We start from the raw sequence: 20,833 nt of genomic DNA, 5'->3' as shown, positions 1-20,833 counted from the left end.
TGCGGCCGACGTTAAAGTCGTCTGCGTGGAACCGTCGATCGGGTCAGCGCACTCTATACACCGATCAAGCACAAGGTTTCGCCGAAATGGCCGTCCCCAAAAGAAAAACCACGCCGTCCAAGCGCGGCATGCGTCGTTCACACGATTCGCTGACCGTCGCGTCGTATCAGGAATGCCCGAACTGCGGCGAGCTCAAGCGCCCGCACAATCTGTGCGCGTCGTGCGGCCATTATAACGGCCGCGAGATCATCTCGGTCGAAGGCTGAGCCAGCTCAGGAACGGAACCGACGTGACTGACAGCTCCCGGATTGCCGTCGATGCGATGGGCGGTGACAAGGGGCTGGCCGTCATGCTGGCCGGGGTGGCGCGTGCGCGCCACAACTTTCCGGATATGCGCTTTATCCTCGTCGGGGATGAGGCGCAGATCCGCGATGGGCTGCACGCGCATCCCAACCTGACCGCCAATTCCGAGATCGTTCACGCGCCCGAAGTCGTCGGCTCGAGCGAAAAGCCGGGCCAGGCGCTTCGCCGCGCCAAGAAGACCTCGATGGGTATCGCCATCGATCTGGTCAAGCAGGGTCGCGCCGGCGCCGCCGTGTCGTGCGGCAATACCGGCGCGTTGATGGCGATGGCTAAGCTCAGCTTGCGCATGCTGCCCGGCATCGATCGCCCGGCGCTGGCGGCGATGCTGCCGACGCTTGGCGACAACGACGTCGTCGTGCTCGATCTAGGCGCCAATACCGAGTGCGACACGCGCAATCTCGTGCAATTCGCCGTGATGGGCGCGGCCTATGCCCGCACCAATCTCGATCTCGCCTCGCCCCGGGTCGCACTGCTCAACATCGGCAGCGAAGATCAGAAAGGCACCGATGAGATTCGCGATGCCGCGCAGGCGCTGAAGGCCGCCTCGCATCTGCCGATGACCTTCACCGGCTTTATCGAGGGCGACAAGCTCTCGCGTGGCGATGTCGATGTGATCGTATGCGACGGTTTCTCAGGCAATATAGCGCTCAAGACCGCAGAGGGCACCGCGCGCTTCGTCGCCGATCTGCTCAAGCGCGCGTTCAGCTCATCGATCCGCTCAAAGATCGGCTTCCTGATCTCCAAACCCGCCACCGAATTGCTGCGCCATCATCTCGATCCCAACGTCCATAACGGCGCGGTCTTTCTCGGGCTCAACGGCATCGTCGTGAAGAGTCATGGCGGGGCAACCGAACTGGGCGTCGCCACCGCGATCGCCGCCGCCGCCAAGATGGTGCGCGACGATCTGACGCGGCGGATCAGCGAGGATCTGGGCAATTTCGAAGCGGAAGCAGGCATGCTTCTTCCCAAGGTATCGGCATCATGATTCGCAGCGTCATCCTCGGCACGGGTTCGGCGCTGCCGGTGCGCCGCGTGTCGAATGCCGAACTGGCCGAGACCGTCGACACGACGGACGAATGGATCGTCGAGCGCACCGGCATCCGCTTCCGCCACATCGCCGGGCCTGACGAGACCACCGCGACGCTCGCCGCCGATGCCTGCAAGGCAGCGCTCGGCGCCGCCGGCAAGTCCGCGCAGGATGTCGACCTGATCGTGCTGGCCACCGCGACGCCCGACCAGACCTTTCCGTCGAGCGCAACCAAGGTGCAGGCGATGCTCGGCATCGACGATTGCGTGGCGTTCGATGTCGCCGCGGTCTGCTCGGGTTTTCTCTACGCGCTGCAAGTTGCCGACAGCATGATCCGCGCCGGCGCCCATAAATGCGCGCTGGTGATCGGCGCCGAGACATTCAGCCGCATCCTCGATTGGGAGGATCGCACGACCTGCGTGCTGTTCGGCGATGGCGCCGGCGCTGTATTGCTCGAGGCGCAGGACAGCGCGGACAGCGACGGGCGCGGCGTGCTGGCGACCAAACTGCATGCCGATGGGCGCCACAACGAATTATTGTATGTCGATGGCGGCCCCTCGACCACCGGCACGGTCGGCAAGGTGCGCATGAAGGGCCGCGAGGTATTCCGCCACGCGGTAACCAATCTGGCCAGCGTGATGGGCGAGTCGCTTGCCTTGGCCGGGTTCACGCCCGATCAGGTCGATTGGGTCGTACCGCATCAGGCCAATGCCCGTATTCTCGACGCTACCGCCCGCAAGCTCGGCCTGGCGCCGGGCAAGGTCGTCGTCACGGTCGATCAGCACGCCAATACGTCCGCCGCCTCGGTGCCGCTGGCGCTCGACACCGCGGTGCGCGATGGGCGGATCCAGCCCGGGCAGCTAATTGTGCTCGAAGCGATGGGCGGCGGCTTTACTTGGGGCGCCAGCGTTATCCGCTTCTAAACGTCGTGCCGCAGATTATCCTGCAAACGAAGCCCCTTCACGACAGTGCCGACATTGTGTTAGATGCTATCTTTGGCACGTTTGCGAAAAAGGGGAGCGCATTGACGTCCGCAGGTACTTTGACGAGAGCCGATCTGGCTGAAGCGCTACATCATCAAGTAGGGCTGTCGCGCGCCGATTCTTCTAAATTGGTCGAAGATATTTTAGGCCATATGTGCGAATCGCTGTCCAAAGGCGAAAATGTCAAGATTTCCGGCTTCGGCACGTTCGTGCTGCGCGACAAAGGCGAGCGTGTCGGCCGCAACCCCAAGACGGGAATCGAAGTGCCGATCGCGCCGCGCCGCGTGCTCACCTTCCGCGCCAGTCAGATGATGCGCGATCGCATCGTCAGCGGCGGCTGACATGGCACTCTCCGGCGCACCCGACAAGGCGGCGGGCGCATTCCGGACGATTGGCGAACTGTCGCGCGAAACGGGCTTGCCACAGCATATCCTCCGCTATTGGGAAACGCGTTTCCCCGAGCTTCGCCCGCTGCAACGCGCGGGCAACCGGCGCTATTACCGGCCTACCGATGTCGCGCTGGTGCTGCGCATCCGCAGCTTGCTGGAACAGGAAGGCTATACGATCCGGGGGGTGCAGAAACTGCTCGCCGCCGAACGCAAAAGACCCGGTCATGGCAGGGCCGATCCGGAATTGGACATCGCATCGGTGGAGGCCATCCGCGACGACCTGGTCGATGCGCTTCACAAGGATGCCGAATGACGCACCGGGCGGATGCGCGGTGCCCTTCCCCACGTCATTACGCCTCGTCATTGACATTTTGCATCGCAGCATGCATAGCGCGCCAATCGAGGCGTCATGCAGCGTGATGGGGATTTAGGTCCCGGCTCCGCCTCGGTCGTTTGCTAACGGGCTTCCCATTTCACGCGGGGTGTCATTCTCCCCCGCCATTCGTGCGTCCGCTCAAGCGGCGTGCGCCGATGGCCATCAGGCTATTACATCACATGAATTTCGCACAACTCGGCCTCGCCGAACCCCTGGTCCGCGCGCTCGAAGCCAAGGGCTACACCACCCCCACGCCGATCCAGCAGCAGTCGATCCCGACGCTGCTGCAGGGCCGCGATCTGCTCGGCATCGCGCAGACCGGCACCGGCAAGACGGCGGCCTTCGTGCTGCCTTCGATCCAGCGTATGGTCGAAGCTCCCAAGCAGGTGCACCCCACGCATTGCCGCATGCTCGTGCTCGCGCCGACACGCGAACTGGCCAGCCAGATTGCAGACAGCGCGCGCGATTATGGCAAGTTCAGCAAGATGAGCGTTGCCACCGTGTTCGGCGGCACCAGCATCAACAAGAACCGCCAGGACATGAGCCGCGGCGTTGACATTCTCGTCGCCACGCCGGGCCGTCTGCTCGATCTGATCGAGCAGCGCTTTGTATCGCTCGCGATGCTTGAGATCTTGGTGCTCGACGAGGCCGATCAGATGCTCGATCTCGGCTTCATCCATGCGCTGCGCAAGATCGTCCGCATGCTGCCCAAGCAGCGCCAGACCCTCTTCTTCTCGGCCACCATGCCCAATTCGATCCGCGAACTGGCCGATCAGTTCCTCAAGGATCCGGCGACCGTGAAGGTGGCTCCCGTCTCGACCACGGCCGAGCGCGTCGATCAGTTTGCCACCCACGTCAACCAGTCGGAAAAGCAGGCGCTGCTCACGATCCATTTGCGCAACCCGGAGATCGAGCGTTGCCTGGTGTTCACCCGCACCAAGCATGGTGCCGACCGGGTCGTGAAGCTGCTCGGCCATGCCGATATCCCGGCCAATGCGATCCACGGCAACAAGAGCCAGCCGCAGCGCGAACGCGCCCTCGCAGAGTTCAAATCGGGCAAGGTCAAGGTGCTGATCGCCACTGATATCGCCGCGCGCGGCATCGACGTGTCGGGCGTCAGCCATGTGTTCAATTTCGAACTGCCCAACGTGCCCGAGCAATATGTCCACCGCATCGGCCGCACCGCGCGTGCCGGCGCATCGGGCGTGGCGATCAGCTTCGTGGCGGATGATGAGCGTCCATACCTGCGCGACATCGAAAAGCTGACGCGCGTCAAGCCGACCGCGCTGGCATTGCCCGAGGGCTTCCAGATGGAAGCCGCCAAGATCAAGGCCGCCCGCCCGGCCGGCGCTGACGACGATCGTCGCCGCGATGATTCGGGCCGTCACCGCGCTCCGCCGCGCGCCACGCATGCGGCACGCCCGACGGGTGAACGTCCCGCCGGTGGTGCTGGTCGTCCGGCGGGCGGCGCCCGCCCCGGTGGCCCCGGTCGTCCCGGCGGCAATGCCGGCCGCCCCGCCGGTGGCCCGCGCCGCCAGGGCTCGGGCAATGGTGGCGGTGGCGGTGGCGGTGGCGGTGGTGGCCGTCGCTCGCCGGCCGGCTGATCCCAAACTCCCTCTCCCCCGGTCAGCCGGGGGAGAAATTGGGGGATACAGATACCCTTCAATATGTTCTTCTAGGGATCCCAACGGAGGAGCCCCACGATGGACATCGCCCACACCCCCGCCGTCGAGCGTATCGCGCGCGTGCTGACCGGCATGCTGGTCAGCGCCAATGGCGAAGGCGACAATGCCTCGGCCAGCGACCTCGTCGATCGCTTGTGGCGCGATCATCTGCCCGATGCGCTCTGCGTGCTGCGGACGTTGCGCGAGCCCTCCGAGGCGATGGCAGCCGCGGGGGATGTGGCGATCTGGGAACGTATGATCCTGGCGGCGATCGACGAAGCCAATATCCCGACTGCGGTGCTGTGACCCGATTCCTCACCGTTCCCGGGAGGAATTAAGTTCGCTCGGTCAACCACTCCTCCGCAGGTGCCCGTGCACTGCGCACGCGGTTGGCCGGCTCGGCCAGATCCTCATAGCCGATCGCCATGCCGCAAAAGAGCATCCGCTCGCTCGGCGTACCCAGAAACGCCGCGACGGTATCGGGATACACCGCCCAGCATTCCTGCGCGCACGTCGCCAGGCCCGCCTCCACCGCAAGCAACATCACATTCTGCAGATACATGCCGAGGTCCGCCCATTGTGGTGGCCCCATCTGGCGATCGACTGTGCAGAACAACGCCGCGGGTGCGCCGAAAAACTGGAAATTGCGCGCGAACCACATTCGTCTGCCCGCCTTGTTCTCGCGCGCAATGCCAAGCTCGGCATACAGCGCTTCACCCACGCCGAACCGCCGGTCACGATACGGCGCGGTCAGCGCCTTGGGATAAATGTCATAGGCGGGTGTCTCGGTTTCGCCCGCCATCAGCTTGGCCATCATGATCGCCTTCAGCGCGGCCAGCGACTCGCCCGAGACGAGATCGATATGCCAGGGCTGCACATTGCCCCCGGTCGCCGCGCGCGCCGCCGTCACCGCGATTGCCCGCAGCAACGCCGGATCCACTGGCGATTCGAGAAACCCGCGCACCGATCGTCGTGCCGCTACGGCCTGCGTCACATCCATCATTCTGCTCCTCGAACAATCGACCAAAGCCTTGCCCAGCCCGCTTGATTGGGCAAGAGAGGTTGCAAACAAGAACTGATTAGGAGAGTCGAGATGGCCGAAGCCTATATCGTTGAAGCAGTGCGCACTGCCGGGGGCAAGCGTGGGGGCAAACTCGCCGGTTGGCACCCCGCCGACATGGGCGGCGCCGTGCTCGATGCCATCGTCGATCGCACCGGAATCGATCCCGCCGCGATCGAAGACGTCATCATGGGTTGCGTCAGCCAGGGCGGCGAACAGGGTTTTCAGATCGGCCGCGGCGCGGTGCTCGCTTCCAAACTCCCCGAAAGCGTTCCCGCCGTGTCGATCGATCGGCAATGCGGCTCCAGCCAGCAAGCGGTCCAGTTCGCCGCGCAGGCCGTGATGTCGGGCACCCAGGACGTCGTCATCGCCGCTGGCGTCGAATCGATGACGCGCGTGCCCATGGGCTCGACCGGGATGTTGTTTGCCAAGGCCGGGCTCGGCTCGTCCAAATCCAAACGGCAGGAAGAGCGTTATCCGGGCGTGCAATTCAGCCAGTTCATGGGCGCGCAGATGATCGCCGATGAATATGGCTTCACCCGTGACCAGCTGGATCGCTATGCGCTCGAATCGCACCGCCGCGCCGCGGCCGCGACCGAACGGGGCGATTTCCGCGATGAAATCGTGGGGCTCGACATCGACACGCCTGAGGGCGAAATGCTGCATCTAACCGACGAGGGCATCCGTTTCGACGCCACGTTCGAGGGTATCCATTCAGTCAAATTGCTGCAGGAAGGCGGGGTGATCTCCGCCGCCAACGCCAGCCAGATCTGCGATGGGGCAAGCGGCGTGCTGGTGGTCAGCGAACGCGCGCTGAAAGAGCATGGCCTGACCCCGCTGGCGCGCATCCACAACCTCACCGTCACCGGCGGCGATCCCGTTGTCATGCTCGAGGAACCGCTGTTCGCCACCGACAAGGCCTTGAAGCGCGCCGGCCTGAACATTCAGGATATCGACCTGTACGAGGTCAACGAGGCGTTCGCGCCCGTGCCGCTCGCCTGGCTCAAGCATACCGGGGGCGATCCGGCCAAGCTCAACGTCAATGGCGGCGCGATCGCGCTGGGGCACCCGCTGGGCGCCAGCGGCACCAAGCTGATGGCGACATTGGTGCATGCACTACGCAAACATGGCGGGCGATACGGCTTGCAAACGATGTGCGAAGGTGGTGGCCTGGCCAACGTGACGATAATCGAGCGACTCTAGACATCATACCGTCGCCGCAGCGAACGCTGGGGTATCATGGGGGCGTGCGCGCCGCTCGCCCCCTGGAGATCCCAGCTTTGGCCGGGATGACGATGAAGGACCATCATGCCACGACCCGAAGCCTGGCGGCTTGACCCCGCCACTTATCCACACCGCACGACCATCCAGACGCGCTTCCAGGATCTCGATCCGCTCGGCCATATCAACAATGTCGCGATGGCGGGATTGTTCGAAACGGCGCGGGTGCGCTTCAACCGTGCGATGGGGCTGGCGGGGTGGCACGGCCATCGCTGGCTGGTCGCCAACATCACGCTCAATTATCTCGCGGAAAGCTTCTTTCCCGACGATCTCGAAGTATGCACCGGGATCGGCCAGGTCGGCACGCGCAGCTGGCAGATCCTTGCCGCGGGCTTTCAGAACGACGAATGCGTCGCCACCTGCGATGCGGTGATCGTAATGAGCGGCGGTGGCGGCGCAACCTCCCTGGCCGAGGATTTCCGCGCTGGGCTGGAGGCTAATCGGGTGATAACGATCGGCGCGTGATGCACGGTGAACGCTTTGCCGCGCCCCCGCATTGAGGCGGCACAACCGAACTTTTCGTTCCTTACCGTTCGGCGCCCTCGCCGGCCTGATTGTCGTCGTCCCCGCACCCGGCCTTGGCGCCCCGGCGTGGAAACGCCGCCCGCCACGCACGCTTATGGCCTGGTGTCGCACGCCGTGTTCCGCGCCGCGCCACATGCCGTGCGGTTGATCGGGTTGCTGCGGCTCTAGCGCTACAATGCGGCGCGCAGCACCGCGCGGACGCCCTTGTGCCCGGCGTCATATTCCACGATCGACTGCAGGCTTTGTGCCATGGCGCGGATCAGCTTGGTGCCGAGCCCCGTCCCCCGCGGCGCGGCGCCGGCCACCATGCCCACGCCATCATCCTCGACCGCCAGCACGAAATGCCCGTCGCCATCGTGATTGAGCGCGACGCGTACTTCGCCGGCGCGCGCCGGATAGGCGTATTTGCAGGCATTGCTGACCAGTTCGGTGACGATCACGCCCAGCGACACGGCGCGGTCGGTGGTCAGTCGGATCGGCTCGGCCTTTAGCGATAAGGTGCGCGGTGCATCGGGCGTCGACCACGTCTCGCCCAGCTCGGCGACCAGCGCGCCGAGATATTCCTGCATGTCGACGCTCTCGACCTGGTTCGATGTATAGAGCCGGCGATGGACCTGCGCGATCGCGGCGATGCGGCGCTGCGTATCGGCCAGCGCCTCGCGCGCCGCCCCGTCCTCCAGCGCGCCGGCCTGCATGCCGACCATCGCCGACACCAGTTGCAGACTGTTGGCGACACGGTGGTTCACCTCGCTCAGCAACGCTGCCAGCCGCGCATTGCTGGCACGCAATTGTTCTTCCGCAACCATCTTGTCGCGTTCCAGGGCGGCGCGCGCGATGACCTGTTCGAATGCACTGGCGAGCAGATCGAAGAAATCCTCGCCCACCGTCTTCACGACATAATCCGCCGCGCCGGCCTTGAGCGCGGCGACCGCGATACGTCCCTCTTCGGATCCCGTAACATACACGACAGGCGGCAGCACCGGCAGCGTGCGCAACTGCGCCAGCGTTTCCAGCCCGTCCATCCCCGGCATATAATGATCGACCGCGATCAGATCGAACGGCGCGGCGGCGGCCAGCGCGCACCCTTGCGCGCCGCCCTCGGCCAGCGTCACCGCATAGCCACGCCGCGCCAGCGACTTCGCCGCCAAACGGCGCAGCCCTGCATCATCGTCGATATACAGAACGCGGGTTTGGTTCACCCCTCGCCCTCGAGATCGGGGACCTGGATCACCGACAGGAACAGCCCGAGCTGGCGGATCGCCTGTGCGAAGCTTTCATAATTGACCGGCTTGGTGATGTAGACGTTGCAGCCGAGATCATAGCAGCGCTGGATCTCGATCTTGTCGTCGGTCGTGGTTAGCACCACCACGGGCGTGCGCTTGAGCGCCGGTTCGCTCTTGATCTTGGCGAGGATGTCCGTGCCGCTCATATCGGGCAGATTGAGATCGAGCAGCACCAGCGCCGGGCCGTTGAGTGCCGGGCCATCGCTGTGATGAAACAGATAATCCAGCGCCGTCGTGCCGTCGGTGAAATGCGTGATCTCGTTCATGATCCCTGCGCGGCGGATATTCTTTTCGATCAGCCGCGCATGGCCCTCGTCATCCTCGATCATCACGATGCTGACGGAATGATGGTCGGTCATGGCTTGCCCTCTGTCTCGTGAAGCGTTGCCGGCAGGTCTAGCCGGAACGTCGCGCCCTTGCCCAGTTCGGAACTGACATCGATCACGCCGCCGAGCCGATAGGCCAAAGCACGAACATGCGCGAGCCCGATCCCTTCACCCGGCTGATCCTGATTGCCCGCGCGGCGGAACAGATCGAACACACGGGTATGATCGGCGGGGCCGATGCCGCGGCCATTATCCTCGATCTCGAAAGTCACGCGCGGCCCAACGCGTTTACCGCGCACGACGATTCGGCCCGGCCGCCCGGGTTGGAGATATTTGACTGCGTTTTCGATCAGGTTGGAGAAGATCTGCTCGATCGCCAGCCGATCGGTAACCAGATCGGGCAATTTGCCATCGATGCTGAGCGTCGCGCCCTTGTCATCGATCAGATGCTGCAGCGAGCGCCCGATCGTCTCGACCAGCGCATCCATCCCGACCGGCGCCGGCGCAATCGTGCGGCGCCCTTCGCGCGACAATTTGAGGATCGCGTTGATCAGCCGATCCATTTTCTGCGTCGAGGTGCGGATAAAGCCGATCGCCTCGGGCAGATCCTCGCGCGCCGCCAGGCGGGCCTCCTCGGAAACGATCTGGGGTGCGTCCTGCTCAGCGCGATCGATCAGCGCGCTGATCGCCGCAGCGGCACCATCGAGCTCGGCGGTGAAGCCCATCACGTTGACCAACGGGCTGCGCAGATCGTGGCTGACGATATAGGCGAAGCGCTGGATCTCGTCATTGGCGCGCGACAGATCGGCGGTGCGCGCGTCGACCTGTTCCTCCAGACTGTCGGCAAAATCGCGCAATGCATCGCGCGACGCGTTGAGATCGCGCGTGTAGCGCAGGATCGTGGCCAGCGAGGCCAGCGCCGCCAGCACGACGAACAATCCGGCGAGCGCCAGCGTGATATAAAAGGCCCGGATATTATCCTGCTGCTCGGCATCGCGCGTGATCAGCAACTGCTTTTCGCGATCGCGCATCGCCGCGGCCATATCGCGCAGCTTCATCATACGCCGCGGCACCGATTCGGTGGCGAATTCGGCAATCGCGGCGTCAGGCTGGCCGGCTTGCGCCAGAGCCAGCGTTGCATCGCGCCGCGCCTTGAGCTCGGTCAGGCGCGTTTTGAACACGTCGATCGCCGCTTGCTGCACCGGATTGTCGCTGGTCAGCTGCTGCAGGCGATCGAACGCCAGCGGCAGCTTGGCCGCAACGTCGTTATACGTATCGAGATAAGGCTGTTGCCGCGTCAGCAGATAACCGCGCCGACTGGCTTCGCCGCGCTCGATCAGCACGCTCACTTCGCCGATCGCGACCTCGACTTGATACGTATGGTTGACCCAGCGGGTGTGATCCTGATTGCGCGACGTCAGCCATGCCGCGCCCACGCCTGCGGCAATCAGCGCGAGAAAACCCAGCGCCATGCAGACGATCAGAAATTGTCGAGCGAAGCTCTCGCGCACGCCGAAGCGGCTGACTAACGTTGGCACCATCGCGGGCCTGTTACGCTTAGGCAACGACAAACGCCAGCAACGCCACCTTGAGCGACATCAATCGTCCCAGGAGAGGCTGCCCTGCGGACTTTGCCGCCCCACCAGACCGCCGCCGCGCCGCCGCGCCAGCTCGGTCTCGGCGGTATAGCGCACGTCGATATCGCGATCGCCAAGAAACTTGATCAGGCTATCGTCGTCGATCTCCGGCCACGCTTTGCCTCGATCCGGCCCAAACCGCACGCGTGGCAGCAATCCAGGAATATTCGACCATTCGATCAGTTGCTTGAGGCTCGATTCGTTGAGCATGTCGCGCAAATGAAAGGCGGTAACGTAAGCATCCGGAAAGGCGCGATGCGCGGGCAGCCCGCGCTCATGCTCCAGGCCCTGCGGTTTGCGCCAATAGCGCAGCACTTGATTGGAAAAGCTCGGCGAATCGGGCCATAACCGCAGCGCGCATTTCCACGTGCAGATCCAGTCGGCGCCCCGCGTCAACGCCGGGGTGCAATATTGCTGCTCGAAATCGGCGCGATGCGCGGCCAGCGCGATGCGCCGCGGATAAGGGTCCAGCACCGGGCGCGCGACATCCTGCCAGAACGGGGCGTCGGCGACCTGTTCGTAGAGAATATGATGGATCGCCTGCGTGATCGGCGGGATCGGGCGCCCGGGATTAACGTAGCGCTGCCCGCCTTCGCCATAGACTTCCCAGCGCCCGTCGGGGCCGAGCGCGACATCCTGCCAGCCAATCTCGCACACGCCATGCGCCGGAGGCGCTTGCCCGGTGGTTTCGAGATCGATGACGCGGATGATCGAGGGTTGCGGTGGGGGCATGATCTTAAGTGGCGGTTCCACCGGGCAAATGCCAGCCCCGTCCGGTTACCCGCGTTTGGTCGGCACGCCATTGATGATGTCGAAGCGGATGCGCACCCACACGCCGATCTGCGGGCGCCCGCCGATGCGCGGCGGCAGCACGCGGAATTGCCACGCCGCCTGCCGCATCGCCCGCGCAATCCCGGCACCAAGCGGCGATTCGCCAAGCGAGCGGCAATTCTCCACGCGATTGCCGGGGATCGTCTTGCACGCGACAAGCCCCCAGCCCTCCTGCCGGTTCACGCCTTGCATATAGAAGGCCATCTCCGCCTTGGTTGGCTCGCGCTCCCATTCCGCCTCGTACATACGCTCGCCGCCGGGGCCGGCGCCCGGGCCATAGACCGAACCACTGTCCTTGCCCTGCGCAGCACCGGCGTCGCCACCGCCGCGCTGCGGCAGATTGGAAATGTCCGCCGCCTCGAACAATTCGCGCCCGCCGATCAGCGTCGGCGTGGGCGGGGTGGGCGGCGCGGGGGGCGCCTTGGCCGGCTGCGGCGTCGGCGCGCGGCCGGGCGCGCCGCTCGAACTGGTCGTTTTCTTCTTCTCGACTTCCACCGCCTTGGGGCCGGGATCCGGTACCGGCTTGGCCACGTCGAACATCGTAAAAGCGGTCGGCTCTTTCTTGTCCTCCGGTACGAATTTGGGGGCCATCGTCAACATGACGATGAGCACCAGCAGATGCGCGCCAATGGCGAGGGCAAGCCCGATCGCGCGACGCCGCTTCGACGTGGATTGGTAAGACGCCGACGGCATAGGCTGCGCCTAGACCGCCGGCTTGTGCGCTGCAACGAGAAGTGGTGGCCCGTGACCTGTCGACCGCTAATGCGATGGGGTCGATATGCCCCAACGTCGCGTCACCCCAGCGCAAGCTGGGGTCTCATGCGGCTCCGTCGCTAGGACGCCGCTTGAGATCCCAGCTTGCGCTGGGATGACATTGGGCTGGCCAACCTCCCGCCAGACGACAACTGATCAGCTCAATGCCCGGCCTGCTCCCCGCGCACCAACCCGCTGGCCGCCAATTGCTCGTCGATCATCGCCAGCAAGCGATCGAGCGCCGCCTGGTCCTTGGCCTCGGCGCGCGCCACCAGCACGTCCTGCGTGTTCGAAGCGCGCAGCAGCCACCAGCCATCAGGCGTGTTGACGCGCGCGCCATCGGTGCGGTTGACGTCGGCGCCCGACGCTTCGAGCCGCGCCAGCACTTCGTCGATCACCTCAAATTTGCGGCTTTCGTCGACCTGGAAGCGCATCTCCGGCGTGTTGACCAGGGCGGGCATCTCGCCGCGCAGCTCGGTCATCGATTTGCCGATCATGTGCACCGCGCGGATCAGCCGCACGGCGGCATATTGCGCATCGTCAAAGCCATAATATTCATGCGCGAAGAAGATGTGACCGCTCATTTCGCCCGCCAGCGGCGCGTTCGTTTCCTTCATCTTGGTTTTGATCAGGCTGTGCCCGGTCTTCCACATCAGCGGCTCGCCGCCCAGCTCGGCGATGCGATCGTAGAGCATCTGCGACGCCTTCACGTCGGCGATGATCGTCGCGCCGGGCAGTTCTTTCAACACCGGTACCGCCAGAATGGACAGGAGCTGATCGCCCCAGATCACCCGGCCCTGCCCGTCGATCGCGCCGATGCGGTCGCCATCGCCATCGAACGCCAGTCCGAAATCGAGCTGCTTCTCGGCGACAAGCCGCTTGAGATCGGCGAGGTTCTTTTCTTCGGTAGGATCGGGATGATGGTTAGGAAAATCGCCGTCCACATCGGTGAACAGCAGATGATGCTCACCCGGCAGGAGCTTGGTGAGCTTCTCGATCACCGGGCCGGACGCGCCGTTGCCGGCATCCCAGCCGATCTTGTACGCGCCACCGGCATAACCGGCGAGCAGGCGACCGACATAATCGTCCTCGATATCCGCGCTGCTGACCGTGCCTTCGCCCTCTTCCCAATCGCCGGCTTCGGCCAGGCGCGCCAGATCCTGGATGTCATCGCCGAAAAACGGCAAATGCTGCAGCACCATCTTGAAGCCGTTATATTCGGCAGGATTATGGCTGCCGGTTATCTGGATGCCGCCATCCACTTCCAGGATCGCCTCGGCATAATAGAGCATCGGCGTCGGCCCCATGCCGATGCGCACGACATCCACGCCGCCCGCGGTCAGGCCAGCGACCAGTGCCGCCTCGAGATCCTTCGACGAATGCCGCCCGTCATAGCCGACCGCGACGCGCGTGCCACCAACGCGCCGCACGCGCGTGGCAAAACCGCGTCCGATCGCGGTAGCATCCGCCGTGCCCAGCGTTTTGCCGACGATGCCGCGGATATCGTATTCGCGTAGCGACGTGGGATCGAAACGGTGAGTCATCTGGGCTCCTAAGGTTATTGGATCGTTAGCGTAATGGGCGGCGGTTGATTTGGTTCATTTTAGCGCTTGAGCAAAGTATCGCGTGCGGCGTTGATCCGGCGCGTCAGATCGGCCGAGCCGCCCTTGTCGGGATGCACCGCACTGACCAGCCGGCGATGTGCCGCGCGCACGGCAGCGGCATCCGCGCCGGCATCGACGCCGAGGATTGAGCGGGCCTCGGTTTCGCTCAATCGCTCCGTTTTGGTCGTTCGGCGCAGCAGCAGCCAGCCGGCGAGCAGGATCAGCGCGACGAGAATGATTTTCGACATCAGGCGGCAAACAACGGCATGGTGACGGGGGCTTGCGTCGGCTCGGGCAGCGCCAGCGCCGCCATCATCTCGCGCAATTCCTGCCGCGCGGCGACATGGCTCAGGCCCATCCCGCCGAATTCGCCCGCATCAAGCATGGTCAGCCCCTTGGGAAACAATTCGCGGTAGATCACGCGCTCGCCCAACCCCGGGATGATCCGGAAACCGACACGCTTGGAAAGCTGATCTAGCGCCTCCGACACGCGGCGCATGTTGCGCGCCTCGATATGCTGGACGCGGTTGCGCAGCACCACCCAGTCGATCGTCGACCCATCAGTCTTGGCGCGCACCTTGCGCGCGTCCCAGATCAATTCGGCATAAAAGCTTGGCCGCGTGACCTTGTAGGTATCGGGATCGACCTGCCCGATCAGATCGAAATCGACGAAACTGTCATTCATCGGCGTCACCAACGTATCGCCGCGTTCGGCAGCGAGGCGCGCGAAGCGATCATCGCGCCCTGGCGTGTCGATCACCAGGAAATCGCTGCCCTCGGAAAGCTGCGCAAACGTCTCCTCGAACCGCGCCAGCGTCTCGCCATCATGCGTGGCGTGGCGCGGGATCGGCAGCTCGCGACCGACGCGCTTCTGTGTTGCCGCGCGGTTATCGAGATAGCGGCCCATCGTGCGCTGCCGATGATCGAGATCGAACGCCGCGACCCGGGCGCCGCGTGCCTGCAGCGCGATCGCCACGTGCACCGCGGTGGTCGATTTGCCCGTGCCGCCCTTTTCGTTGGCGAAAACGATGATGTGTGGCTTTTGCGCAACCGGAGACACGTCGCAAACATCCTTTGGTTGCTTGGTTAGAAGCCCCCCCATAGAAGGCCGGTCCAATCCTTTACCGAAGGCCACACCTGCGTGCAAACCATCCGTCAGCTCGACCTGCTTCGCCAGGGGGTCGCCGATCTCCGCGGTGACGGCAGCCGCATTGCGCTGGTCCCCACGATGGGCGCGCTTCACGCCGGGCATCTCGCGCTGATCGAGGCGGCCAAGCGCCCCGGCACGCGCGTCGTTGCGTCGATTTTCGTCAACCCAAAACAGTTCGGCGCGAACGAGGATCTCAGCCGTTATCCGCGCAAGGAACTGGCCGACACGCGCATGTTGACTGAGGCGGGGTGCGATCTGCTGTGGATGCCCCCGGTGGAGGCGATGTATCCCGCGGGCTTTGCCACCAACGTCAGCGTTGCCGGGATCAGCGAGGGGCTCGATGGCGCCGCGCGCCCGGGCCATTTTGATGGCGTCGCTACCGTGGTGACCAAATTGTTCAATCAGGTCCGCCCGGATGTCGCGTATTTCGGCGAAAAGGATTTCCAGCAGCTTGCCGTTATCCGCCGCATGGTCGCCGATCTCGATACGGGTATCGAGATCATCGGCGTGCCGACGCAGCGCGAGGATGACGGGCTCGCGCTCTCCTCACGCAACATCTATCTCGATGAAGCCGAACGCGTGAAAGCCGTGGCCATGCCGCGTGCGTTGGGCGTCGCCGCGCGCGCGATTCACAAGGGCGATGCGCCGGAAAGTGCGCTCGCCGCCGCGCGCGACACGCTGATCGCCGCCGGCTTCACGATCGATTATGTCGAGCTGGTCGATGCCGAGACGCTGGGCGCGCCCGATCCGGCCCGCCCGCGCCGCCTGGTCGCCGCCGCGCGGCTCGGCACCACCCGGCTGATCGACAACCTCGCGGTCGACCCCAACGGCTAAGCCTTGCCACCATTATCCATCCGTTGACGTCGGCTTCACAGGATTGCCATCAAGCATGGCAAACGGGAGTATGGGGTAGGCCGTTTCGGACGACGCATCGTTACGGAAATGCCATCGACATGAGCGCGCGCGAAATCGCCCGCGCGGGCCCGGCTGCGCCGCACGGAACGCCATGCCGGGAAACCTTAGTCCTCCCTATTCGGCTGCCACCGCCTTTTTAACCGCCGGCTTCTTCGCCGCCGGCTTTTTGGCGGCAACCTTTTTCGCCGGTGCCGCGCCATCCGCCGCCTTGGCCGCAGGCTTCTTCGCTGCGACCTTCTTGGCCGGCGCTTTCTTCTTTTTCTTCACCGGCGCCGCCGCGGCACGCGCGTCGATCAGCTGCGCCGCCTCTTCCAGCGTCAGCGCGTCCTTCTCGATCGACTTGGGCAGAGTCGCATTGGTCTCGCCATCGGTGACGTACGCACCGTAACGCCCCTCCATCAGCTTGATCTCGGCCTCCGAACGCGGATGCAGCCCCAGCACCTTGAGCGGTGCCTGCGCGCCCCGCTGCGGCCGCCCGCCGCCCGCCGCCGCTTCGGCCAGCTTGACCACGGCCGCGTTCATCCCCGTCTCGAACACTTCCTCGGTCGCGCTCAGCCGGGCATATTTGCCGGCATGCGCGAGATACGGCCCGTAACGCCCGATCGAGGCGGTGATCGGCTCGCCTGATTCGGGATGCGTGCCGACGGTGCGGGGCAGGCTGAGCAGTTTGAGCGCCCATTCCAGATCGAGCTCGCCCGGCAAATCCTTGGGGATCGACGCGCGCTTGGCCTCCTTGCCTTCGCCCAACTGGATATACGGCCCGAAGCGCCCCGATTTGCGCTCCACCGGCAGCCCGGTTTCGGGATCGTTGCCAAGGGTCTCGGGCCCGCTATCCGCGCCATCCTCGCCCCCCGGCTGGCCGAAGCGGCGGGTATATTTGCATTCGGGATAGTTCGAACACGCCACGAACGCGCCGAACTTGCCACCGCGCAAGGCGAGGCGGCCCTCGCCGCAATTGGGGCATAGCCGTGCATCGCCGCCATCGGCCTGCGCCGGGAACAGATACGGCTCAAGGAAGATGTCGAGCGCGGCCGTCACTTCGGATGGCTTCTGCTCCATCACTTCCGTGGTGCGCGGTTTGAAATCCTGCCAGAACGCCGCCAGCACGGCCTGCCACTCGGCGCGCCCGCCCGAGACCTCGTCGAGCTCGTCCTCAAGCCCGGCGGTATAATCATAACCGACATATTTCTCGAAGAAGCGCTCGAGAAACGCCGTCACCAGCCGCCCCGATTCCTCGGCAAAGAAGCGGTTCTTCTCGACGCGAACGTACGCGCGATCCTTCAGCGTCTTGATGATCGAGGCGTAGGTCGATGGCCGCCCGATGCCGAGCTCCTCCATCCTTTTGACCAGGCTGGCCTCCGAGAAACGCGGCGGCGGCTGGGTGAAATGCTGCTCGGCATGCACCGCTTTCTTGGCCGGCGCATCGCCTTCGCGCAGGCGCGGCAGGCGCTTGGCGTCCTCGTCCTGGCTGTCGTCCGAGCCTTCCTCGTACAAAGCGAGATAACCGGGGAACAACACCACCTGCCCGGTGGCGCGCAAACCCGTATGCCCCGAGCCGTCGAGCAGCTCGACCGTCGTCCGCTCCATTCGCGCGCTGGCCATCTGGCTGGCCAGCGCGCGCTTCCAGATCAGATCGTACAGCCGCGCATGATCACCCGCGCCCAGCTTGTCCTTGCCGAAATCGGTCGGGCGGATCGCCTCATGCGCTTCCTGCGCGTTCTTGGCCTTGGTGGTATAAACCCGCGGCTTGTCCGGCACGTAGCTCGCATCATAGCGATTGGCGACGGCGAGGCGCGCGGCGGAAATCGCGCTCGAATCCATCTGCACGCCGTCGGTGCGCATATAGGTGATGGCGCCGTCCTCGTAGAGCCCCTGCGCGATGCGCATCGTGTGATCGGCCGAGAACCCAAGCTTGCGCGATGCTTCCTGCTGCAGCGTCGAGGTAGTGAACGGCGGCGGCGGGTTGCGCGAAGCAGGCTTGGTCTCGACCGACTGGACGCTGAACCGCCCTTCCTCGACCGCGGCCTTGGCGCGCTGCGCGGTCCCTTCCTCGCCGATCGACAGGCGATCGAGCTTCTTGCCCTCGAACGTCACGAGGCGCGCCTGGAATGGCGTGCCATCCTGTTCCAGATCCGCGGTGATCGACCAATATTCCTGCGCCCGGAATGCCTCGATCTCGCGCTCGCGGCTGACGATCAGGCGCAGCGATACCGATTGCACGCGGCCTGCCGACTTGGCGCCGGGCAGCTTGCGCCACAGCACGGGCGAAAGCGTGAAGCCGACCAGATAATCCAGCGCGCGGCGTGCCCGGTACGCATCGATCAGATCGTCATCCAGTTCGCGCGGATGCTTCATCGCCTCGGTCACCGTCGCCTTGGTGATCGCGTTGAACGTTACGCGCTGCACATCCTTGGGCAACGCCTTGCGGTTGCGCAGCACTTCCTGAACATGCCAGCTGATCGCCTCGCCCTCGCGATCCGGATCGGTCGCCAGGATCAATCGGTCAGCGGTCTTGGCCAGATCGGTGATGGCCTTCAGCTGCTTCGATTTGTCGGCGTAATTTTCCCATTCCATCGCGAACCCTTCGTCGGGGTTCACCGAGCCATCCTTGGGCGGCAGATCGCGGACATGGCCATACGACGCCAGCACGCGATAATCCGAGCCGAGATATTTCTCGATGGTTTTGGCCTTGGCGGGCGATTCGACGATGACAAGCTGCATGGGGAGAAACGTCCTTCACGTGTACGCGCGAGGATGGAGAGCGGACTCGCGCCCCGTCAAGCGGGTCGATCCGTCCCGCCAGCCCCGGCGCGCGTCGGCGCTCGCTAGTCTTCCCGCCGCTGAGCGTAAAGCGTGCTCGTTCATGCCAGCGCGACCCGCCCGCCGGCATGCCGCTCCAGCCGCCCGGCCAATTCCAGTTCTAGCAACACCGTTTGCACGATTGCCGGCGCCAGCCCCGCTTGCCGCACCAGTTCGTCCACCCCCACCGGCACCGGCCCGAGCAGCGCGATCAGATCCCACCGGTCCGCATCGCTGGCATCGTCGGGCGGGGCACCGTCAAAGCCGAGCGCCGGCGCGCGCACCATCCGGGCGTCGATCGGCCGGATCGTCTCCAGCACGTCGGCGGCGGACTGCACCAGCGTGGCGCCCTCGCGGATCAGCCCGTTGCAACCTTGCGCGCGCGGATCGAGCGGCGATCCCGGCACTGCCATTACCTCGCGCCCCGCCTCGCCCGCCAGCCGCGCGGTGATCAGCGAGCCCGAGCGTGGCGCCGCCTCGACCACCACCGTGCCCACCGCCAGCCCGGCAATGATCCGATTGCGAAAAGGAAAATGGCGCGCGCGCGGCTCGGTGCCCGGCGGCTGTTCGGCGATCAGCAACCCCTCGCTGGCGATGCGCTCCTGCAACGCGGCATTCTCGGGCGGATAGGCCACGTCGAGTCCACCCGCGATCACGCCGATCGTGCCGCCCTCCAGCGCGCCGACATGCGCCGCGGTATCAACGCCGCGCGCCAGGCCGGAGACCACCGCAATGCCGTCGTCGGCAAGTTGGAAAGCCAATTGCCGTGCAAACCGGCAGGCGGCGGCGGAGGCATTGCGTGCGCCGACCATCGCCACCGTGGTGCGCTGTAGCAGCGCGCTATTCCCCCGCATGGTCAGCACGGGCGGTGCATCATCAAGCTCTGCCAGCAGCGCCGGATAACCGGGATCATCGATAAACAGATGTCGCCCACCCAGCTTGGCGACCTTGGCCAGCTCGCGTTCGGCCAGGCTCGCGTCCGCCACCGCCGGCGCGCGCCCGCCGCCGCGTTGCGCCAGCCCGGGCAGCGCCGCGATGGCCGCCGCCGCATCGCCAAAGCGCAGAATTAACTGTCGATAGGTCACCGGACCGATCTGCGCCGTGCGGATCAACCGCAACCGCGCGACCGCGCCGGGCTCAGCCATGCTTGCGCCCGAGCCGCGGCTCGGTGCCGCTCAGTAGCCGATCGATATTCTCGCGATGCTTCCACAGCACCAGCAAGCAAAGGCCGATGAGCAGGATCACCATATCGAATTGTTCAAACAACGCCGCGCTGACCGGTGCGCTGATCGCGGCCCCCATCCCCGCCACGGAAGAAATGCGTAGCGCCCCCAACAGCCCGAGCCACACCACGGCATACACCAGCCCGCACGGCCAGTGCAGCGCGAGGACGATGCCCATCAGCGTGGCGACGCCCTTACCGCCGCGGAACCCGAGCCACACCGGATATAGATGCCCGAGAAACGCCGCCGCGGCGGCGAACAGCGCCGTGCCCGGGAACAACGATTCGCACAGCAGGATCGCCGCCCAGCCCTTGGCGCCGTCGAGCAGCAAGGTCGCCGCCGCCAGCCCCTTGCGCCCGGTGCGCAACACGTTGGTCGCACCGATATTGCCCGATCCGATCGTGCGCAGATCGCCCGCACCGCCGAAATGCGTGAGGATCACACCGAACGGGATCGAGCCCAGCAGATAAGCCAGCACCACCGCCGCGGCGGGTGCCATCCAAAGATTGTCGGTCGGCAAGTTCGTCCCCCATGGCCCCCTTATGTTCGCACATAGCGAAGACTGACGGGCAGCGCCAACATTCTCGGCATGCAGCCTCGCGCGCTTGATGGACGTCACGCCCCTGCCACACTACACGAGCCGC

The 20,833-nt window shown here is 65.0% G+C and carries 22 protein-coding genes; 10 read left to right on the top strand and 12 right to left on the bottom strand.

The features are described from left to right. The first annotated feature begins 86 nt into the window (after positions 1–86). The 7 genes from rpmF (at position 87) to ABC969_RS07750 (ending at position 5,108) form a co-directional block, all read left to right on the top strand. Positions 87–266: a 50S ribosomal protein L32 gene (gene rpmF / locus ABC969_RS07780; RefSeq protein ID WP_345864107.1), complete on the top strand. Its 180-nt coding sequence runs from the start codon at positions 87–89 to the stop codon at positions 264–266. Between the two features lie 23 nt (positions 267–289). Then, a complete protein-coding gene (gene plsX, locus ABC969_RS07775; protein ID WP_345864106.1) occupies positions 290–1,348 on the top strand; it encodes a phosphate acyltransferase PlsX in 1,059 nt (352 codons plus the stop codon). After that, on the top strand, positions 1,345–2,313 hold the full coding sequence (locus ABC969_RS07770; RefSeq protein ID WP_380808105.1) for a beta-ketoacyl-ACP synthase III: 969 nt from the start codon (positions 1,345–1,347) through the stop codon (positions 2,311–2,313). Before plsX ends, ABC969_RS07770 begins: the two co-directional genes overlap by 4 nt. Positions 2,314–2,414: 101 nt before the next feature. Further along, complete coding sequence (locus ABC969_RS07765) at positions 2,415–2,714, top strand: integration host factor subunit alpha (protein WP_345864308.1); 300 nt, start codon at positions 2,415–2,417, stop codon at positions 2,712–2,714. A 1-nt stretch (position 2,715) separates the two neighbouring features. Continuing rightward, a complete protein-coding gene (locus ABC969_RS07760; RefSeq protein WP_345864105.1) occupies positions 2,716–3,075 on the top strand; it encodes a MerR family transcriptional regulator in 360 nt (119 codons plus the stop codon). A 242-nt stretch (positions 3,076–3,317) separates the two neighbouring features. Next, positions 3,318–4,742 (top strand): DEAD/DEAH box helicase, encoded by a 1,425-nt coding sequence (locus ABC969_RS07755; protein ID WP_345864104.1) that lies wholly within the window; start codon positions 3,318–3,320, stop codon positions 4,740–4,742. 99 nt (positions 4,743–4,841) lie between these two features. Then, complete coding sequence (locus ABC969_RS07750) at positions 4,842–5,108, top strand: hypothetical protein (RefSeq protein ID WP_345864103.1); 267 nt, start codon at positions 4,842–4,844, stop codon at positions 5,106–5,108. A gap of 28 nt (positions 5,109–5,136) precedes the next feature. Here ABC969_RS07750 and ABC969_RS07745 read toward each other — a convergent pair whose 3' ends face one another. Continuing rightward, a complete protein-coding gene (locus ABC969_RS07745) occupies positions 5,137–5,802 on the bottom strand; it encodes a nitroreductase (protein ID WP_345864102.1) in 666 nt (221 codons plus the stop codon). Positions 5,803–5,895: 93 nt separating this feature from the next. On the opposite strand from ABC969_RS07745, the gene ABC969_RS07740 reads away from it, so the two are divergent. Then, positions 5,896–7,065: an acetyl-CoA C-acetyltransferase gene (locus ABC969_RS07740; protein WP_345864101.1), complete on the top strand. Its 1,170-nt coding sequence runs from the start codon at positions 5,896–5,898 to the stop codon at positions 7,063–7,065. 105 nt (positions 7,066–7,170) lie between these two features. Then, positions 7,171–7,608, top strand: coding sequence for an acyl-CoA thioesterase (locus ABC969_RS07735; protein ID WP_345864100.1), 438 nt, complete (start codon positions 7,171–7,173; stop codon positions 7,606–7,608). A gap of 230 nt (positions 7,609–7,838) precedes the next feature. Here the strand turns inward: ABC969_RS07735 and ABC969_RS07730 are convergent, their stop codons facing one another. The 8 genes from ABC969_RS07730 to ABC969_RS07695 form a co-directional block, all read right to left on the bottom strand. Continuing rightward, positions 7,839–8,867, bottom strand: a complete 1,029-nt coding sequence (locus ABC969_RS07730; RefSeq protein ID WP_345864099.1) for a sensor histidine kinase — start codon at positions 8,865–8,867, stop codon at positions 7,839–7,841. Then, positions 8,864–9,310 (bottom strand): response regulator, encoded by a 447-nt coding sequence (locus tag ABC969_RS07725; protein ID WP_345864098.1) that lies wholly within the window; start codon positions 9,308–9,310, stop codon positions 8,864–8,866. Before ABC969_RS07725 ends, ABC969_RS07730 begins: the two co-directional genes overlap by 4 nt. Continuing rightward, a complete protein-coding gene (locus ABC969_RS07720) occupies positions 9,307–10,818 on the bottom strand; it encodes a sensor histidine kinase (protein ID WP_345864097.1) in 1,512 nt (503 codons plus the stop codon). Before ABC969_RS07720 ends, ABC969_RS07725 begins: the two co-directional genes overlap by 4 nt. A gap of 57 nt (positions 10,819–10,875) precedes the next feature. Next, on the bottom strand, positions 10,876–11,646 hold the full coding sequence (locus tag ABC969_RS07715) for a 3'-5' exonuclease (protein WP_345864096.1): 771 nt from the start codon (positions 11,644–11,646) through the stop codon (positions 10,876–10,878). 45 nt (positions 11,647–11,691) lie between these two features. Then, positions 11,692–12,438: a hypothetical protein gene (locus ABC969_RS07710; RefSeq protein ID WP_345864095.1), complete on the bottom strand. Its 747-nt coding sequence runs from the start codon at positions 12,436–12,438 to the stop codon at positions 11,692–11,694. Positions 12,439–12,659: 221 nt separating this feature from the next. After that, a complete protein-coding gene (gene pgmG, locus ABC969_RS07705; protein ID WP_345864094.1) occupies positions 12,660–14,042 on the bottom strand; it encodes a phosphoglucomutase/phosphomannomutase PgmG in 1,383 nt (460 codons plus the stop codon). A gap of 59 nt (positions 14,043–14,101) precedes the next feature. Then, positions 14,102–14,350 carry a J domain-containing protein gene (locus tag ABC969_RS07700; RefSeq protein ID WP_345864093.1) on the bottom strand — a complete coding sequence of 83 codons (249 nt, stop codon included), beginning with the start codon at positions 14,348–14,350 and terminating at the stop codon, positions 14,102–14,104. Further along, positions 14,350–15,162, bottom strand: coding sequence for a division plane positioning ATPase MipZ (locus ABC969_RS07695; RefSeq protein WP_345864092.1), 813 nt, complete (start codon positions 15,160–15,162; stop codon positions 14,350–14,352). Before ABC969_RS07695 ends, ABC969_RS07700 begins: the two co-directional genes overlap by 1 nt. A gap of 81 nt (positions 15,163–15,243) precedes the next feature. Here ABC969_RS07695 and panC point away from each other — a divergent pair, with 81 nt between their 5' ends. Beyond that, positions 15,244–16,086, top strand: a complete 843-nt coding sequence (gene panC, locus ABC969_RS07690; RefSeq protein ID WP_345864091.1) for a pantoate--beta-alanine ligase — start codon at positions 15,244–15,246, stop codon at positions 16,084–16,086. Positions 16,087–16,281: 195 nt separating this feature from the next. On the opposite strand, the gene topA is transcribed toward panC, so the two are convergent. The 3 genes from topA to plsY all read right to left on the bottom strand — a co-directional run bounded on the left by topA (position 16,282) and on the right by plsY (position 20,688). Next, positions 16,282–18,888: a type I DNA topoisomerase gene (topA, locus tag ABC969_RS07685; RefSeq protein ID WP_345864090.1), complete on the bottom strand. Its 2,607-nt coding sequence runs from the start codon at positions 18,886–18,888 to the stop codon at positions 16,282–16,284. 140 nt (positions 18,889–19,028) lie between these two features. Continuing rightward, on the bottom strand, positions 19,029–20,111 hold the full coding sequence (gene dprA, locus ABC969_RS07680; protein WP_345864089.1) for a DNA-processing protein DprA: 1,083 nt from the start codon (positions 20,109–20,111) through the stop codon (positions 19,029–19,031). Then, positions 20,104–20,688, bottom strand: coding sequence for a glycerol-3-phosphate 1-O-acyltransferase PlsY (plsY, locus tag ABC969_RS07675; protein ID WP_345864307.1), 585 nt, complete (start codon positions 20,686–20,688; stop codon positions 20,104–20,106). Before plsY ends, dprA begins: the two co-directional genes overlap by 8 nt. Positions 20,689–20,833 lie beyond the last annotated feature (145 nt).

Origin of the sequence: Sphingomonas qilianensis (genome assembly GCF_039614825.1) — a bacterium.
Classification (GTDB): domain Bacteria; phylum Pseudomonadota; class Alphaproteobacteria; order Sphingomonadales; family Sphingomonadaceae; genus Sphingomonas; species Sphingomonas qilianensis.
This window is presented reverse-complemented; position numbering and strand designations above follow the sequence as displayed.